13 protein-coding genes are annotated in these 17,535 nt (G+C 66.6%); 3 read left to right on the top strand and 10 right to left on the bottom strand.

The features are described from left to right. The first annotated feature begins 138 nt into the window (after nucleotides 1-138). The 3 genes from MNO14_RS14350 to MNO14_RS14340 all read left to right on the top strand — a co-directional run bounded on the left by MNO14_RS14350 (nucleotide 139) and on the right by MNO14_RS14340 (nucleotide 3,131). A complete protein-coding gene (locus MNO14_RS14350) occupies nucleotides 139-543 on the top strand; it encodes a hypothetical protein (RefSeq protein ID WP_241944368.1) in 405 nt (134 codons plus the stop codon). Between the two features lie 942 nt (nucleotides 544-1,485). After that, nucleotides 1,486-1,911, top strand: coding sequence for a hypothetical protein (locus MNO14_RS14345; RefSeq protein ID WP_241944367.1), 426 nt, complete (start codon nucleotides 1,486-1,488; stop codon nucleotides 1,909-1,911). Nucleotides 1,912-2,543: 632 nt separating this feature from the next. Then, entirely contained in the window at nucleotides 2,544-3,131 is a 588-nt protein-coding gene (locus tag MNO14_RS14340) for a hypothetical protein (protein WP_241944366.1), read from the top strand. Nucleotides 3,132-3,305: 174 nt separating this feature from the next. Here MNO14_RS14340 and MNO14_RS14335 read toward each other — a convergent pair whose 3' ends face one another. From MNO14_RS14335 to MNO14_RS14290, 10 genes are all read right to left on the bottom strand, one after another. Beyond that, a complete protein-coding gene (locus MNO14_RS14335; protein WP_241944365.1) occupies nucleotides 3,306-6,479 on the bottom strand; it encodes a hypothetical protein in 3,174 nt (1,057 codons plus the stop codon). Between the two features lie 150 nt (nucleotides 6,480-6,629). Continuing rightward, nucleotides 6,630-7,823 carry a CmlA/FloR family chloramphenicol efflux MFS transporter gene (cml, locus tag MNO14_RS14330; RefSeq protein WP_241944364.1) on the bottom strand — a complete coding sequence of 398 codons (1,194 nt, stop codon included), beginning with the start codon at nucleotides 7,821-7,823 and terminating at the stop codon, nucleotides 6,630-6,632. A gap of 281 nt (nucleotides 7,824-8,104) precedes the next feature. After that, nucleotides 8,105-11,284, bottom strand: coding sequence for a CusA/CzcA family heavy metal efflux RND transporter (locus MNO14_RS14325; RefSeq protein ID WP_241944363.1), 3,180 nt, complete (start codon nucleotides 11,282-11,284; stop codon nucleotides 8,105-8,107). A 125-nt stretch (nucleotides 11,285-11,409) separates the two neighbouring features. Then, complete coding sequence (locus MNO14_RS14320; protein ID WP_241944362.1) at nucleotides 11,410-12,375, bottom strand: efflux RND transporter periplasmic adaptor subunit; 966 nt, start codon at nucleotides 12,373-12,375, stop codon at nucleotides 11,410-11,412. Continuing rightward, on the bottom strand, nucleotides 12,372-13,676 hold the full coding sequence (locus MNO14_RS14315; RefSeq protein WP_241944361.1) for a TolC family protein: 1,305 nt from the start codon (nucleotides 13,674-13,676) through the stop codon (nucleotides 12,372-12,374). Before MNO14_RS14315 ends, MNO14_RS14320 begins: the two co-directional genes overlap by 4 nt. Nucleotides 13,677-13,985: 309 nt before the next feature. Further along, nucleotides 13,986-14,333, bottom strand: coding sequence for a DUF2946 family protein (locus MNO14_RS14310; RefSeq protein WP_241944360.1), 348 nt, complete (start codon nucleotides 14,331-14,333; stop codon nucleotides 13,986-13,988). A gap of 44 nt (nucleotides 14,334-14,377) precedes the next feature. Continuing rightward, nucleotides 14,378-15,295, bottom strand: a complete 918-nt coding sequence (locus MNO14_RS14305) for a ParB/RepB/Spo0J family partition protein (RefSeq protein ID WP_183427168.1) — start codon at nucleotides 15,293-15,295, stop codon at nucleotides 14,378-14,380. Continuing rightward, nucleotides 15,292-16,101: an AAA family ATPase gene (locus tag MNO14_RS14300; RefSeq protein WP_241944359.1), complete on the bottom strand. Its 810-nt coding sequence runs from the start codon at nucleotides 16,099-16,101 to the stop codon at nucleotides 15,292-15,294. Before MNO14_RS14300 ends, MNO14_RS14305 begins: the two co-directional genes overlap by 4 nt. Before the next feature lie 110 nt (nucleotides 16,102-16,211). Beyond that, entirely contained in the window at nucleotides 16,212-16,868 is a 657-nt protein-coding gene (rsmG, locus tag MNO14_RS14295; protein ID WP_241944358.1) for a 16S rRNA (guanine(527)-N(7))-methyltransferase RsmG, read from the bottom strand. After that, the gene (locus MNO14_RS14290) at nucleotides 16,865-17,491 is read right to left on the bottom strand and encodes a 4'-phosphopantetheinyl transferase superfamily protein (RefSeq protein ID WP_241944357.1); all 627 of its coding nucleotides are present in this window, start codon (nucleotides 17,489-17,491) and stop codon (nucleotides 16,865-16,867) included. The genes rsmG and MNO14_RS14290 overlap by 4 nt, the downstream gene beginning before the upstream one ends. Nucleotides 17,492-17,535: the final 44 nt, after the last annotated feature.

The following is a 17,535-nucleotide window of genomic DNA, read 5'->3' as shown; positions in this document are numbered from 1 at the left end:
GTAGTGTTGAGGTGGTGCAGTGCGCGTGTCCAGAGCAGAATTCATGCCCTAGCGCATCAACTTCGGTATCGCAGGCCGGGTGTTCTTGTCGGCCGAATCAGATGCGTGTGATCTCGCCACCTTGATGGAATGCTTATGATGAATATCAAGATCCTTTACAGGGTATGCCTCATTGTTCTGGCGGTCGGGCAGGTGATCTGGTTCTTCTTTCCGTGGGGGCTACTGTACGGCGAAAATCTAGAGGCTGCCGCCTATTTCGATGGCGCTGATTCGGCGATCAGCGGTGACTGGCTGAAGGTAATAAGTGAAATACTGTTCGTGATGTATATGCTGACATATGCGGGCTTATACTTTTTCAAGCGCTGGGCGAGGATTATACTTGTTTCGTTGCTTATTTTTGGTTGTGTGCTGATATATTTAAGTGGGGCTTATGTCCAATCTGGATATGAGGCGGCTTTTGGGTTTTTATTGACTATTGGAGATGGATTTTTGGTCGGGACTTCATTTTTTTCTAGTGTGGCAAGAGATTTTTATAAGGTATGAACTGCGTGATGTTTTCATTGGTGGCTATCGCGTGGATCTTCGGTCTGATCCTTTTGGTTAGGCTTTTCCGAAGTGAGCGGAGCATCTTTGAAAAGTTTGCAGGAGGTGTGCTGCTTCTAGTGCCGGTCTTTGGCCCATTTCTATATCAGTTCGTGATAGAGCCACCGCCACCCCAAAATCCTCGGCTGAGGGCGAATGGTGCCAGGGGGGACTACACGCAGAGATGGATAGTACTTAAGCCAGTCCTGGAGCGAGGCTTGAAGGGGCGCGAGAGGTACAGGGTCAACGAAGATGGAGTGGTTAAGGATTGCGAATCAAAGGATTCATAGAAATTGATTGGGGTTATTAATCATCTAGTGCAGTGTCTGCAGAATCGAGTGCCGCTGTTTCAATTTAAAGTTGGTCGTTGTGTCGTATTGAAGCCAAGTGACGGGCGGTACGGACCTATAGGTGACGCTACGGCTCCAGCACCCAATCGTTATGCCTCGGGTGATAGGTCGGGTGCTCCTTCTTATGTTATGGGCAGCCCAGTCAACTTAGTCGACCCATTGGGATTGGCTCCAAGAGATTGCTATCAGACCCGCGATGATGCAGGAGCTGCCGCCATTGCTGACTCTAATCCCATATCAATCCGCAAAAACATTGAGTATGGCGGGTGGGTGCATTCGTTAAAAGGTGGTGGCTACTCATACACCGAACCCGATGCCGGTGTTCGGAGTAAAGTTGATCTGGGGCCTGGGCCTTCAGGAGCCGTTGGCTTCTATCACACTCACGGCGGGCCTAGTTCTTATTACGATACTGAAAACTTCTCCCAAGGTGATTGGCGGGTCTATTACAATAACGGCTTCGACCATGGGGGTGCAGGCTATCTCGGAACGCCTTCTTTAAGTATAAAGAAGTACAGTCATAATTTGCTTGGTCGGCCGCGCGTAGAGTTGCTTGATGAGCCCAGAAGTAATATTGGCAATTGCTCGTGCATATGATGGAGGGGTCATGAATTTTGGATGTCGAGCAGTGTTCTCCGGTTTTATGTTGCTTGCATCGATGGCGCACGCTAACTCTGATGGTCAGCGGATGATCCATGGTTCGGATATTGCTAAGGCGGCTAGTATTGCTTATGAGAAATTCAAGATTGATTTAGCTTCTGAGTATTCGGGTCATCCTGTTGTTGAGGGGGCAGAAAAACTTTTGGAGTTCTCTCGAGAGCCGGGTAATTACGATATGGGTGTTAGCCAAACAGAAGAATTTTACATAGTCGTTTTCTTGCCTAGGCGTGTGCCGCATTTCGAGAACGTTGTTGGCGGAGGCGGGGAGTATCGAATCAGAAAAACTGATCTAGCTTTAGTCGGATCAAAGGGTTATAGGTGAAGAGGGTAGTCGAGTAGGCGAAAAATGACAGGTGCCTTCAGCCTCTAGCTCGGAATTGTGAATATCGCAGACCCTGCGCTTCTCCGAATCGAGGAAGATGGGGTAGATGTGTGCACGGAGACAGGCTTCTGGTGCAACAGCTTCCGCGATTACGACGGGTGCACGGGATCTTATTTGTAGAGCGATCCGATTGGTTTGGCGGGCGGATTGAATACCTACGCTTATGCCGGAGGTAATCCGGTTAGTCATGTTGATCCTGATGGGCGCGAATTTTTTCCGCATGCTCGAAACCTCATGAAGCGTTCCGCGCACCAGCTTCCCAGTGATTTGACGGCACAAATGAATCACGCGATCTCAGGTCCTGTCTTTATTGGCGCCGCGAGCTACGGCACGCTAATGGGCGGTGCTACTGCGGTCGCAGTTGGGCCCGAGATGGCTGCCGCAGGAGCCGCAATATGCAGGTCGCCTCAGGTGAGGGAGCGCGATTTTCAAGTATGTGTCGCTCTGGGAACATGTGCTCCAGGAAGAGATGGTAGACCTGATCAGTGGGTAAGCGATCGTCAGAATCGTCAGCGTATTAGCGAGCAATCAAGGCAGGCAGGGGAGACTGCAAGACCTATATGGAGCGGGCCGTGAGCGCATACGAGACGATTCGCGCTGCCACAAGGGCTCTTGAAGCAGGACAGATCAAGTTGTGCCTCAGTCTTCTGGATGCGGTGTTAGCGGAGCGCAACAGCTCTCATGAGGTCGCAGCTCATTTTATGAAAGGTCTCGCGTTTGAGTATGGAGGCGACGATGTCGAGGCCGACCTTAGTAAGGCGGTTCGACACTACCGTCATGTTGTCCATCTCGTTGGAGACGAAGATTCTGCGCCGTTGCTGTATTTAGCAAGCGCGTTATTGCGAATGGGAGGGGCTTCCAATGAAGCGTCGGCATTGAAGGCAATTCGGGCGGCAGGTGAAATCAAGCGATCTCCAGAGGTTGACCTTGCTTTTGCTTATTATCATGAATCTGTTGATAAAAAATATGATGCCGCTATCCGCAGTTATCTTCGTGCAGCGCTTCGTGGCCGATTCTCTGGATTCTTTGGTGCTTCTCGCGTGATGAGGTTACAAGGGCATATGATTCGAGCTGCGTTGACCGATGCAATGAGGGTAATAGTCGGGCCATTTATCTTTATGTTGATTGGTCGGCGCGCAAGAAGTTCATTCAGATCGTAGCTTGCGGCATTTATCAACTGCTGGTTTGAAGCTGCGCCGGCCCAGATACTTCGAGACAATGATGGATCGAATGAGCAAGGGCAGAGATGCAGATGGAGATTGGAGGAAGTCTAAGATCCGGGCGCGATGGGCCCATCGCGGGCTTAATTCATGAGCTGGCGCCGACGAGTGATACTACGGCTCCAGCACCCAATCGTTATACCCCGGGTGATAGGTCGGGTACTCCTTCTTGTAGGCCTTCACCTCGTCCATGGCGTCGGCTTCGCGCTTGAAGTCCGCCTTGCGCTTGCCCGGGTCGAGGAAGGTCACGTAGGTCGGCGCGCCGCGGTTCTTCTCCCACTCCTGCTTGAAGTGCGCGAATTCGTCGCGGTGGAAGTCGAAGATGCTGCGGTCCTCCGGCGCCTGACGGCCGCCCCAGTCGGCGCTCTTGAGCGCCCGGGCGTTCTTGACGTGGTCGTTGTGCAGGTTGTCGAACTCGCCCAGCATCGTGCGCGCGTAGTCGTATTTGACGTTCCAGTCCGACTGCATGACGCCGTCGTCGGCCAGTGCGTTGAACCAGCCGTGCTGTTCGTTCGCGGTCTGCTTGGCCTTGGCGTTGCCGGTGAACACCGAGACCAGTTCGGAGACGGCGGTAAGCACGAAGCCCACTGGGCCCGCGCCGCGCGCGATTGCGCCGGCGATCCGCTGGCCGGCCACCGCGGCCCCTTCGCCGCCGGCGGCGGCCAGGAACCGGTTCACGCCCGGGCGCAGCTGGCCATCCTTGGTCAGCTCGCCGACGATCCCGGCGAGTGCGTCCGTCGAGCCGGAGATGACGCCGAGCACGCCGGCCGCGCGGTCGGCGTCCGAGGCGGTGTCGTCCAGGCCCATGCCACCGGTGACGACGCCAAGCATGCCCGCCGCGTGGCCTTTGAGCTTGGAGGCGACCTTCATCGTCGCGTCCACGCGCCGGTCGAACTTGCTGTCGCTGGCATCACCCAGTCGGTCCTTGAGGCCGTGGGCGATCTTGTCCTGGTCCGGCACGGCGAGCTTGCCGGGGCCGTGCGGCGCGTCGGCGACTGCGTCGCGGTAGGCGCGGGTGGCCTGGTTGGTGTGCACGCTGTCCAGGCCCAGGCGCTTGGTGTCTTCACTGCGCATGCCCAGCAGGTCGGTCGCCGACCCGTCGAGCGTCGACGCCACGTTCTTGAGCAGGGTGCGCCCGCTTTCAAGTGATGCGGTCATGCCCAGCACGCCGCCGACAGTGCCGAGGATTTCTTCGGGCGTTTCGCCCAGGCCGTTGCTCACCAGCGAGCGAATCGTCTGGGTCATCCCGATGGCGCCGGTGATCGCGGGAAGCAATCCATTCGACGATAGATCGCCGACCAGGCTGCGCATGTCGGCTTGGGCGCTCTTGTCGCTGGCGAACATGGTGTCGGAGAAGACCTGGTCGATGTCGTCGTGGCCGCCCTTGCGCATGCCGTCGAGCAGCTTGGAGAAGTCCTGTTTGACGGTCTTGTCGGCCTTCAGCACGCTGTCGAGCTTGCCGGCCATGTCGAAGGGCAGCTTGGCCTTGCTGATGCCGTTCTTGATCGCGCCCAGGCCGGCATCCACGGCATCCACGCGTGCTTCCGAAGTCACGAGCGCGGGGTCGGCGAAGACCTTGTCGATCTCGCCGGCGAGCGCATTGAGCGCGAAGGTCTGGCCTGCTTCGCCGGCGCGATCGGGATCGATCAGCGCCAGTTGCGAGAGCGCGTCCTCGACGTCGGCCTTCGCCAGCGGGCGTTCGCTCTCCTCGAGCTGGTTGGCTGCAGTCACGTAATCGGCGCTGCCGACGACCTTTTCCAGGCGGTCGGCCAGCTTGTTGCGCTCGTCCTTCGGGACCTTGCCGACCGCCTCGGTGAGCTTGGATTGGTAGAGTTCGGCGACCTGTTCGTTGCGCATCGCCGAATCGAGTTCGCGGTTGAGCGCGCGTTCGTCGAAGATCTCCTGCATATCCGCCTGTTCGAGCCGGACGAGATTCTCGGTGCGGGTCCGGGTGCTCTTGAACGCGCCGCTGATGCGGTCCTCATACACCGGATGGATCGGTCGCCCGTTGGTGACCGCGCTGCGCGCTTCGACCAGGCGCAGGAACTGGGCTTGGGCGCTGCCGTCATAGAGGTCACTGCGCCCCTTGATCTCGTCGATCGTCAGCTTCATCGCGGCCTCGCCGACGCTGAGCTTGTCGCCATCCTGTTCGACGTCGGTCTTCATGGCGAACAGGTCGGTGTCCTTGGTCGCGGGCAGGCGGGCGTCCTTGCGAGTCTGGTCGACGGTGCCTTGTCCCTCGTCGAGATACTTGCGCTCGGCCAGCGCGTGTAGGTCGGGCGCGTCCGAGGGGCCGACCGCGAGCTTGTCGCCGCCCTTGGTGTCTACGCGCAGCCAGCCGCCGTCGAATTCGCCGGGATACGAGACCTTCTTGATGTCGTCGTAGACCACGTCCTCCTTGGCGCCGGCCACCTTGTAGCCGTCCTCGGTGACGGACTTCGGCGCGGCCTTGTCTTTGTCCTTGTCATCGTCGGCCGATGATGCGCGTGAGCGGTCGTCGGCCTTGCCGGTGTCGATGAATTCCGATGCGCGGCTCTCGTCGATATGACCATCGGCATAGCCGCGTTCGACGCTGTCGACGACGCGCTTGCGATCCTTATCGTCGATGCGGCCCTCGTCGACCAGCTTGTCGAGACGGTCGCTCTGCAGCCAGGACTTGAGCGCGCCCTTGTCGCGCTCGAACACCACGCCCATGAACCGGCCGCGGTCGTTGTCGTCCAGGCCGCTCAGGAAGCGTTCGTCGGTCGCCAGCGCCGCGAGGCGCTTGTCGTAGTCGTCCTTGCGCGCGCGGCGCTCGCCGACATCGTGCAGCGACTTGTGCAGGTCGACGAGGTCGTCCTTGCTCGGTGCGTCCGACGGCCGATCGCTCGCCTTGTCCACCTTGGCGGTGTCGATGAACTCGGACGCCTTGTCCTGCTCCACGTGCTGGTCGGCATAGCCACGCTCGACGGCATCGACCACCCGCTTCCGGTCGCTTTCGCCGAGCCGGCCATCGTCGACCAGCTTGTCGAGCCGGTCGCTCTGCAGCCAGGATTTCAGCGCGCCCTTGTCGCGATCCAGGATCGCGCCCATGAAGCGTCCGCGATCCTCCTGGCTGAGCGTAGGGAGGAATTCGGATGCAAGCGCCTGCAGGCGGCGGTCGTAGTCGTCCTTCTTGCCGCTGCGCTCGCCGACATCGTGCAGCGCTTTGGCCAGTTCGGTGAGCTCGGCGCGGCTGGGCGAGGTGTAGTCGGCCGGGACGCTGGAGGTGTCGGAGACGCGGGCTGCGTTGATACCATCGATCGCCATCGGTTCGCTCCCTGGCTGGCATGGGCAACGCCCATCGGGGCGCTTGCTCTATTCTCCAGTGGTGTGCGTGGCCCGCGAACTAGGGGTGTCCCTTAGTCCGGAGGTCGTAGCTCGCGACACGCGTCACATTTCAGCCTCCTGATGCAGCCGCTAGGCGGATCTCCGTCGCAATGCTGCGAGGCCGACGAGGCTTGCCGTCGACATAGCCAGGCTGTACGCCACCAGCGGCCAGGGCGTCGCGCCATTGAACATCAGCACCGACAGGGTCCCCACGCCGCTGACGATCAGGCTCTGGATGGCGTAGTACAGCGCGACGGCGGTGCCGGCCGCATCCGCGAAATCACCAAGAGCGCCGTTCGCGGTGACGGACACGACCAGCACGATGCCCACGCACATCAGCCACATCGGCATGACGAAGGTGACGAAGCCGGGGGCGGTGGACGCGGACAATGCGGCCAGCACCATCGCGCCGGTGGCCAGGGTGCAGCTTCCCCGCACAAAGCAGCCCTGGATACCCCAGCGCTTGACGCATGCGGGGATGACGCGCGTGGTGAGGATCATCGCCACTGCCGCCGAGGCGAAGGCCAGGCTGAATGCCATCTGGCTCCAGCCCGCGCCGTCCATCAGGACCCGGGGCGCGATGGAGAAGAACACGAAGAAGCTGCCCATCGCGGTGCCAAAGCCGAGCGTGTAGACCCAGAAGGCCCCGTTACGCAGGATCGATGCCAGGCGCGGCCGCTGCTTCGATGCCGCCCTGGGGCGGGTTTCATGCCAGCGCGGCCATGCGCGGACGAGCGCGAGTACAGCGATCACGCCAAGCAGGGCGAAGATCGCCCGCCAGCCCAGGGTCAGCGCCACCACCGCGCCCAGGATCGGGCCCAACGCGGGCACGAACGCCAGGATCGCGCTGAACACCCCGTAGATCGTCGCGCTCTCGGGCCTGTCGGCATACACGTCGCGGACCGTGGCGAACGTGCCGACGAGCGCGGCGGAGGCGCCCATGGCCTGGATCACGCGCAGCACGAGGAACTGGCCGCCACTGCTGGTGATGGCCAGCAGCAAGGAGGCGAGTGCAAAGGCGCCTGCACCGCCCAGGACCACGGGGCGGCGCCCGATCCGGTCGGAGAGCGGGCCGAAGAGGAGCTGGCCCAGGCCGAGAATCAGCAAGTAGACGCTGAGTGTGAGTTGGATGATCGTCGGCGAGGTGACCAGCGCGGCCGGCATCTGCGGGACGACCGGCAGATACACATCCATCGCCAGTGAGGCGAGCAGATCGAAGGGCACCATCAGCAGCAACGTCGATGGCAGGGAGTAGCCCCAGGTAGGGGATTTATTCTCGGACATGGCAAAGCACCCGCGCAGAGTGGAATCTGGCGGCGATCTGCCTGCTCGGTGATTCGAGATCGAGGAAAGACCGCCGCAACGACTGATGGAACACGTCGCTGCGGCTTAGCGATCTGAGGACGGGCCTGCTGCCATGTCGGAATGCTTGAACGCGCGGTTGATCTGCAGACTCTAGTCAACCTCGCCTGCGAATTCCAGGCAGCATGGCTCTCGATTGGGCTGGTACTGCGCGGCTGTGGCCGGTTCGCGCCGATGTGACATTGCATCGGCGCGGGCTTCGATCACACACCCGCCTCCGCGGTCCGGCGCTCACGCCGATGCGCCCAGCGGTACAGCACGGGCAGCACCAGCAGCGTCAGCAGGGTCGAGGAGACGATGCCGCCGATGACGACGGTGGCCAGCGGACGCTGCACTTCCGCACCAGCGCCGACGTTGAAGGCCATCGGCACGAAGCCGAGCGAGGCGACGAGGGCGGTCATCAGCACCGGGCGCAAACGTGTCAGGGCACCGTCGCGGATCGCATCTGCGAGCGGCAGGCCGTCGGCGCGCAGCCGGCGGATGAAGCCCACCAGCACCAGCCCGTTGAGCACGGCTACGCCCGACAGGGCGATGAAGCCCACGCCGGCCGAGACCGACAGCGGGATGCCGCGCGCCGCAAGCGCCAGCACGCCGCCAGTCAGCGCCAGCGGCACGCCGCTGAACACCACCAGCGCATCGCGCAGCGAGCCGAACGCCATAAACAGCAGCACCAGGATCGCGGCCAGCGTCGCCGGTACCACCAGGCGCATGCGCTGGCTGGCCGAGACCAGTTGTTCGAAGGTCCCGCCGTAGTCGATCCATGTCCCGGTCGGCAGGGACACGCGCGCGCTCACCTGCGCCTGCGCGTCCTCGATAAAACTGCCCAGGTCCCGGCCGCGGACGTTGGCGGTGACCACGATGCGGCGCTTGCCGTTCTCGCGGGCGATCTGGTTCGGGGCCATGCGTGTCTCGATAGCGGCGACCTCGCGCAGCGGCACCGTGCGCGGTGCGCCCGAGGGCCAGGCGTCGTCGCGGCCGGCTTCGTCGGGCGAGGGCGACGTGCCCAGCGGGATCGGCAGGTCGGCGAGTGCGGCCGGATCGGTGCGCCGATCCTCGGGCAGGCGTACGACGATGTCGAAGCGACGGTCGCCTTCGAACAATTGGCCGGCGGTCTGGCCGCCGATCGCGGCGGCCACCACGCGCTGCACATCGCCGGGGTTGAGGCCGTAGCGGGCCATCGCGCGCGGGTCGGGGGCGATCTCCAGCAGCGGCAGGCCGTCGACGGCTTCGGTACGCACGTCGGCGGCGCCGTCGATGCTGCGCAGCACGGTCTCAACCTGGCTGGCCAAGCGTTGCAGCACATCGAGATCGTCGCCCTGGATGCGCACGGCCACGTCGCTGCGCACGCCGGAGATCAGCTCGTTGAAGCGCATCTGGATCGGCTGGGTGAACTCGTAGTTGCTGCCGGGCATCGCCTGCGCCAGTGCCTCGATCTCGGCCACCAGGGTGGCGCGCGGCTTGCGCGGCTGCGCCCAGTCGCCGCGCGGGTGCAGGATGACGAAGGTGTCGGCGACCGAGGGCGGCATCGGGTCGTTGGCGACCTCGGCGGTGCCGATGCGCGAGAACACGTGCGCGACCTCGGGCGCCTGCAGCAGACGCCGTTCGAGCGCGCGCTGCATCGCCACTGATTGCTCGATGCCGGTGCCGGGAATGCGCATCGCATGCAGCGCGATGTCGCCTTCGTCCAGGCTCGGCACGAACTCGCTGCCCAGGCGCGTGGCCAGCCAGCCGCAGCCCAGCACCAGCACGGCGGCGCCGGCGACCAGCCAGCGGCCGTGGCGCAGTGCACCGTCGAGCAGCGGTGCGTAGCCGCGACGCGCGGCGCGCATCGCGCGGTTGTCGTGCTCGGCGACGCGGCCGCACAGCAGCAGTGCGATCGACGCCGGTACGAAGGTCAGCGACAGCAGCATTGCGCCGGTCAACGCCAGCACCACGGTGATCGCCATCGGGTGGAACATCTTGCCTTCGACGCCATCGAGCGCGAAGACCGGCACGTAGACCGCGGCGATGATGCCCAGGCCGAACAGGCTGGGGCGGATGACCTCGGCGGTGGCGCTGGCGGCCAGGGCATGGCGCTCGTCGCTGTCGAGCAGGCGGCCCAGCCGTTGCTGGGCCTGGCCGAAACGGCGCAGGCAGTTCTCGACGATGATCACCGCGCCGTCGACGATCAGTCCGAAGTCGAGCGCGCCCAGGCTCATCAGGTTGCCCGAGACCCCGCCCTGGCGCATGCCGATGACGGTGAACAGCATTGTCAGCGGAATCACCAGCGCGGTGAGCAGGGCGGCGCGTGCATTGCCCAGCAGCAGGAACAGCACCACGATTACCAGCAGCGCGCCTTCGATCAGGTTGCGGGCCACCGTGCGCACCGTGCGATCGACCAGGGCCGTACGGTCGTACACCGCGGTCGCGTGCACGCCGGCCGGCAGGCTTGCATTGGCGGCCTCCAGCCGAGCGGCCGCGGCGCGTGCGACGGTGCGGCTGTTCTCGCCGACCAGCATGAACACCGTGCCCAGTACGACCTCGCTACCGTCCTTGGTCGCCGCCCCCGTGCGCAGTTCACGGCCTTCGCCGACGTCCGCGACATCGCGCACGCGCAGCGGGACGCCGTCGCGCCTGACCAGCACGATGTTGCCGATCGCCGCGATGTCGGCGACCTGGCCGGGCACGCGCACCAGCAACTGTTGGCCGTTGCGCTCGATGTAGCCGGCGCCGACATTGCGGGTGTTGGCCTCGATCGCGGTGACGATATCCTCGAAGTGCACATCGAGCGCGACCAGTCGCGCCGGATCGGGCGTGACGTGGATCTGCCGTTCGAAACCGCCGACGGTGTCGACCTCGGTGATGCCGGGCACGGTACGCAGCTGCGGGCGGATCACCCAGTCCTGCAGCGTGCGCAGGTCGGTCGCGGTGTAGGCGCTGCCGTCGGGCTTGCGGGCGCCGGCCTCGGCCTCGACCGTGTACATGAAGATCTCGCCCAGGCCGGTGGCCGCGGGGCCGAGCGTGGGTGCGATGCCGTCGGGCACCTGGCCGCGCACCTGCTGCAGCCGTTCGGCCACCTGCTGACGTGCGAAGTACAGGTCGGTGCCGTCCTCGAACACCACGGTCACCTGCGACAGGCCGTAGGCCGACAGCGAGCGGGTGTGGTCCAACCGTGGCAGGCCGGCGAGTGCGGTTTCGATCGGGAAGGTGATGCGTTGCTCGGTCTCCAGCGGCGCGTAGCCGGGCGCGGCGGTGGTGACCTGCACCTGCACGTTGGTGATGTCGGGCGTGGCGTCGATCGGCAATCGCAGGAAGCTCCAGACGCCGGCGGCGATCAGCGCGAGCGTGGCCAGCAGCACCAGCCAGCGATGGCGGATAGCCAGGCGGATCATCGACTCAAGCATTCGAGCGCCCTCCCGGGAGGGCCAACGCGGCGGCGGAGGCATGCAGCGCCGTGCACGCGCACACGCGGGTCGTAGTCGCTCCATGCGCGTGTCCGCGGACGCGGCGCAGCGTGGGGTAGCTCATCTCAGTGCGCATGCGTCGCTCCCGCTTTCTCGAGGTCGGCCTTGAGCGTGTAGCTCTGCGCGACCACGACCTCGTCGCCGGCGGCGATGCCGTCGAGGATCTCGACCTGCTGCGCATCGCGGCGGCCCAACGACACCGGTCGCGCTTCGTAGCGCTCGCCTTCGCGCACGAACACCACATCGCGCTCGTCCATGCGCTGCAGCGCACTCAACGGGACCACCAGAGCGGCCTGCTGCAGCGAAACGGTGACCTGCGCGCGGACCGCGGCGCCGGGGCGCCATTGGCCGTCGGCGTTGTCCAGGCGCGCGCGCGACACCGTGCTCTGGCTGGCGGTCGCGGTGGCGGGCAGGACGCGCTCGATCTGGGTCTGTGCGGTGGCGCCGTCACCCAGGCGGGTGATCGTGACCGGCGAGCCCGGTGCCAGGTGCTCGGCATCGCGGCCGTAGACGTGCAGGTCCACCCACAGCGTCGACAGGTCGGCGAGCTCGTAGAGCACCGCGCCTTCGCCCGCGACCTGGCCGACTGCGGCGTCGCGCGCGAGCACGGTGCCGGCGATCGGCGCGGTCACGGTATAGGACGACAGGCTGAGATTGCTGTCGATCGTCGCCAGCGGCTGGCCGGCCCGTACGACATCGCCCAGTTCGGCATGCAGGCGGCGGATCGGCCCGGGAAAGCGTGCGGTGACGCGGGCATTGCCGGTCTCGCGCGTGGTCAGCAGGCCCTGCACTTCGTGCTGGTCGGCGATCGTGCCTGGCCCGGCGGGCGCGGTGCGCAGGCCGATGTCGCGCGCGATCGCGTCGGGCACGACGACCGCGGTGTCGTGGCCGTGTGCGTCTTCGCTGCCTTCGGCGTGCGGCTCGTTCGGTTCGGTCGCGGCAGTGGCGGGTGCGCTGTCGGGCGCGCTGCAGCCGGCCAGCGCCGTCAGCAGGAGCAGGGACAGGGCATGGCGGGGGAGGCGGGGCGTCATCGGGTGTCTCCGGTGGTGGCGCGCCGCGCGAGCGGTTCGCCGGTCAGGCGTTGCAGTTCGATCAGCGCGCGTTGCGCCGCTTCGGCGGCGTCGAGCTGCTGGCGCAGCGCGTCGCGGCGGGCGTCGAGCAGTTGCGCCCATTCGAGGTAGCTGGCGGCGCCGGCGGCCCAGGCGCGTTCGGTCTGGGTCAGCGCGCGAGCGAGTTGTGGCAGCACGTCGGTCTGCAAGCGCTGCACCTGCGCACGCTCGACCACATAACGGCCGTGCGCCTCGGCCAGCGTGGCCTGCAGCGCGAGATCGCCGGCCTCGCGTTCGACCGAGAGCAGCGCCAGTTCGGCTTCGGCGGCGCGGATCTCGGGCTGCGCGCGCGCGCGGCTGCCCAGCGGCACCGTGATACCGCCCAGCAGCGAAACATCGCGGCTATCCTGGTCGCGGCGCACGCCCAGCTGCCAGCCGATGTCGGGCGTGCGCGCGCTGCGTGCCAGCTGCAGGCGTGCCTCGGCGATGCGGCGCTGGTCGCCGAAGCGGCGCAGTTCGGGCGTGCGCTCGAGCAGGGCGCGCAGTTCTGCGAACGTGGCGATCTCCGGCAGGGCCAGCGGGTCGGCGTCGGTCACCGCGAAGTCGGTCTCGGGCGTGCCCCAGAGCATCGCCAGGCTGCGACGTGCGGCGTCGCCTTCGCGTTCTGCGCGCGCGCGGCGCAGTTCGGCCTGGGCCTGCGTCGCCTGTGCGGCGAGCGCGACCGCTTCGGGCGCGGCGCCGGCCTCGAAGCGATGGCGCGCGGCGGCGACCACGCGGGCCTGCTCGGCGATCTCGTCGTCGGCCAGGCGGCGTTGTCGTGCGGCGACCACGGCGTCCAGGTAGCGGCGCGCGGTCTCGGCGAGCAGGTCCACACGCGCGGCTTCGCGCTCGAGTGCGAGCGCATCGATCCGGGTCTGCGCCAGCGCGCGACGCGCGTCCGGTTTGCCGCCGCGCTCGAACACGCCGGCCAGCGACAGCGTCGCTTCCAGCGTGCGCCCGGGCGCGTCGGGCACCAGGTTCTCAAGCTCGAAGCCCGCTTCCAGCGGCGGGCGCAGCGCCGCGAGGTCGCGCTCGGCGGCGAGCACCGTGCCGCGGCCATCGATCAGGCGCAGGCCGGGGTGGGCCTGCGCAACGCGCACGAACGCCGCGTCCAGGGTCAGGACCTGCGCCGCTGTGGGGGCGGGTGTCATCGATACAACGGACACAGCAGGGGGCGCCGCCTGCGCCGGCACGAGGCACGGCGCGGCGGCAAGGACGGCACAGGCCGTCAGTCGCAACAGCATGGGACACACTCCGATCGTGATCGCCGCCGGCGATCAGCCGGCGGCATTGCGAGGGGCGGGGCCGGCCACGCGCGGACGCGCGACGGCCTCAGCAGCGCTGGCGGGCGCGTCGGGCGACGTGTCGGGACAGGGACGGGTGCGGACGGACGCTCAGGTCGGCACCGTGTGCGCGCGCACGGGGGCCTGCGATGGCGCGCCCTGGCGTCGGTCGTGGCCTGGCCTGCCGGCTTGCCTCACGACGCGGACGGCGACGTGCGTCGGGCACCCGCGAACCGCCCGGCACGCGATGCGCGCGGACGCCAGCGGGACTCAGGCGGCGATCGGGGGACGCAGCAGGCGTTCGTGCCGGCGGATCGGCGCGTCGCCGGGGTGCGGGTAGGCAGGCCGCACCAGGACCGGCGGGGCCAGGGCGGGCAGTACCGGCGGCAGCGCCGGGGTGTGCGCGCCGCATCCGGCGCAATGGGCGACCGCGTGCAGCAGGTTGCCATCGTCGGCGTGCGCGTGCGCCGTCGTGTCGTGCTCAGCGGCGGTTTCGCCGCGGACGAGCTCGTAGGTATTGCCCATCGCCACCAGCACCGGCGCGATCGCCAGGCCCAGCACCAGCAGCGCCAGCAGCAGCCGGCGCGACCAGGACAGGCGGGTGGGGGGAAGGTGCATCCGCGCAGCCTAGAGGCAAGGCACGGCGTTACACAATTCCAGACTCAGTCGCGCGCCCCGCGCAGCCGTTCGAGCACGCCGTCGAGCGCTTCGAGATTGCCGTAGTGGATCACCAGCCGGCCCTTGTTGCCGCGGCCGTTGGCGATCGAGACCCGCGTGCCCAGGGTCTCCGACAGCTCGTTCTCCAGCGAGACGATGTCGGCTTGCGGGCGGACCTTGCTGCGCGCGGCGCTGCGGCCGTTGCCGCCCGGCACCCGGCCGGCGGCGAACTGCTGCGCGCGGTGCTCGACCTCGCGCACCGACCAGCCGTGCTCGACCGCGTCGCTGGCGAGCTTGCTGGCCAGTTCGGGCGAGAGCGTGAGCAGTGCGCGCGCGTGGCCCATCTCCAGCTGCTTGGACTCGACCAGGATGCGGATCGCCGGCGGCAGTTCGAGCAGGCGCAGCAGGTTGGACACCGCCGCGCGCGATCGGCCGACGGCCTCGGCGGCCTGGGCATGGGTGAGGTCGAACTCGTCGATCAGTCGCTGCAGCGCCTGGGCTTCCTCCAGCGGGTTGAGGTCCTCGCGCTGGATGTTCTCGATCAGCGCCATCGCCACGACCGTGCGGTCTTCGACGTTGCGCACGACCACCGGCACGTCGGCCAGGCCGGCCTGCTTGGAGGCGCGCCAGCGGCGTTCGCCGGCGATGATCTCGTAGGTGCGGTCGGGCAGTTCGCGCACGACGATGGGCTGGATCACGCCCTGGGCGCGGATCGATTCGGCCAGCTCGGTGAGCTTGTCGGCGTCCCAGTGCTTGCGCGGCTGGTAGCGGCCGGCGGTCAGTGCATCGATCGGCAGGGTGCGCAGGGTGTCGGCCTCGGTGGCCTCCAGGCTCGGCGCCTCGGCGGCGGCCTTGGGCCCGAGCAGCGCTTCGAGGCCGCGTCCCAGGCCACGCTTCTTGGCGGGCGTCTTGGCCGTACTCATGCCGGGGTCTCCATGGCGGTGGCGTCCTGGTGGGTCGGGGTCCGCGCGCGCTCGCGGCGGAGGATTTCGCCAGCCAGCCCAAGATAGGCGATGGCGCCGCGCGATGCCCGGTCGTAGCCGACGATACTCTGGCCGTGGCTTGGCGCCTCGGCCACGCGCACGTTGCGAGGCACGATGGTCCGGAACACCTGGTCGCCGAAATGGCCGGTCAGCTCGGCCGAGACCGCATTCGACAAGTTGTTGCGCACGTCGAACATCGTGCGCAGCACGCCTTCGATCTCGAGCGAGGGGTTGAGGTTCTGCTTGAGGGCCTCGATCGTCTGCAGCAGCGCCGACAGGCCCTCGAGCGCGTAGTACTCGCACTGCATCGGTACCAGCACCGAGTCGGCCGCGGTCAGCGCGTTGAGCGTGAGCAGCGACAGTGCCGGCGGACAGTCGATGATGATGAAGTCGTACCGGTCGCGCAACGGCGTGAGCGCGCGCTTGAGGCGCTGCTCCCGGTCCTGTGCGTTCATCAATTCGACTTCGGCCGCGGTCAGGTCGGTGTTGCCGGGAATCAGGTCGACCTCTTCCTCGGTCTGCACGATCGCGTCCATCGCCTCGACCTCGCCCAGCAGCACGTCGCAGGTCGAGACCGGCACGATCGACTTGTCGATGCCGCAGCCCATCGTCGCGTTGCCCTGCGAGTCGAGGTCGACCAGCAGCACGCGCTTGGGCGTGCGGGCCAGCGCCGCGGCCAGGTTGACTGCTGTGGTCGTCTTTCCGACGCCGCCTTTCTGGTTGGCGATGGCGATGATGCGGGCCATGGGCTCCGGGCGCGGTTGAGGACGGGAGCCGGGCGCCATGCGGCGTCCGGAGGGGGATTATGCCCTAAGGCGGGCAGTGGGTCGGACGCGCCGGCTGGCGCGGACGCGGTTCAGGCGCCGGTGCCGGGGGCTGTGCGCGCGACAACCACCAGATGGCGGTCGGCCGCCAGACCCGGCACCCGCAGCGGGTGCACCGCTTCCAGCCGCCAGGCGGCCGGCAGCGCGGCGATCTCGTCATCGGGGCGCTGGCCCTTCATCGCCAGCAGCCGGCCGTCGTCGGTCAGCAGGTGGCCGCCGGCGGCGAGGATGTCGGGCAGGGTGGCGAGTGCGCGTGCGGTGATCGCGGCGAACGCGCCGGGGCGGTCGACCGCCTCGATCCGGGACTCGGCCACCTCGGCGTTGCCCAGGCCGAGCTGGCGCACGGCCTCGCGCAGGAAGCGCGCTTTCTTGCCGTTGGACTCGACCAGCGTTACCCGCAGCGCGGGCAGCGCGATCGCCAGCGGAATGCCGGGCAGCCCCGGCCCTGTGCCGAGGTCGGCGAGCGTCGGCAGCCCGGCCGCGTAGGGCGTCATCGCCAGCGAGTCGAGCAGATGACGCACGACCATCTCGCGCGGTTCGCGGATCGCGGTGAGGTTGTAGGTCCGGTTCCAGCGTGCGAGCAGCGCGAGGTAGGCGAGCAGCGGCTCGGCCAGGGCCGGGTCGAGGGCGAGGGCGTGCAGGCCGGCGTCGAGATCGGCGCGCAGCGCGGGGTCGTGGGGGGCGGTCATGGCCGGCATTGTAGAAGCCGCGGCCGCCAGGCCAGCGTCGCCAGGTAGCCGGGCAGCGGCGAGAACGTCTCGATGCGCCAGTCCTCGGGACGGCCGAGTGCGGGATCGCACGCCACCAGCGACCACTGCGCGTCCCGGGCAGCGAAGGTCAGCCGCTCCAGACCGAATGACAAGCCGTGGCCGTGGGCCTTGAGCACGGCCTCCTTGGCGCACCACAGGCGCACGAACGCGGTTTCGGCCTCGGCCGTCGGCAGCCGGGCGAGCGCGTCGGCCTCCTCGGGGGCGAAGAAGCGCCGGGCCAGCGCCATCGCCTGCGGCCGTGGGCGCAGCCATTCGATGTCGATGCCGACATCGACGCCGTCGCCGAGCGCGACCGCCAGCGCCTCGCCGCTATGGCTCCAGTTGATGTCGAAGCGGGGCGGGGCCTCGCCAGACGCGTCGGCGGCCAGACGCAGCCGCGGCCGGCCGCGCGCGTCGCGGGTCAGGTCGATCCGGGCATCGTCGATCGCCAGCTCGGTCGTCAGCCAGGGACGGATCAGGGTTTCGGCCGACTGGCCACGTCGGTAATCGCGCCAGGCGCAGCGGACCGGGCCTGTACGCAGGCTGCTATATGGGCTGAACATCCGCACTTGGCATGCCGCGGGGCGTCCAGCGTAAGCTAAAACGT

This window comes from Luteimonas sp. S4-F44, from assembly GCF_022637415.1.
Lineage (GTDB): Bacteria > Pseudomonadota > Gammaproteobacteria > Xanthomonadales > Xanthomonadaceae > Luteimonas.
This window is presented reverse-complemented; position numbering and strand designations above follow the sequence as displayed.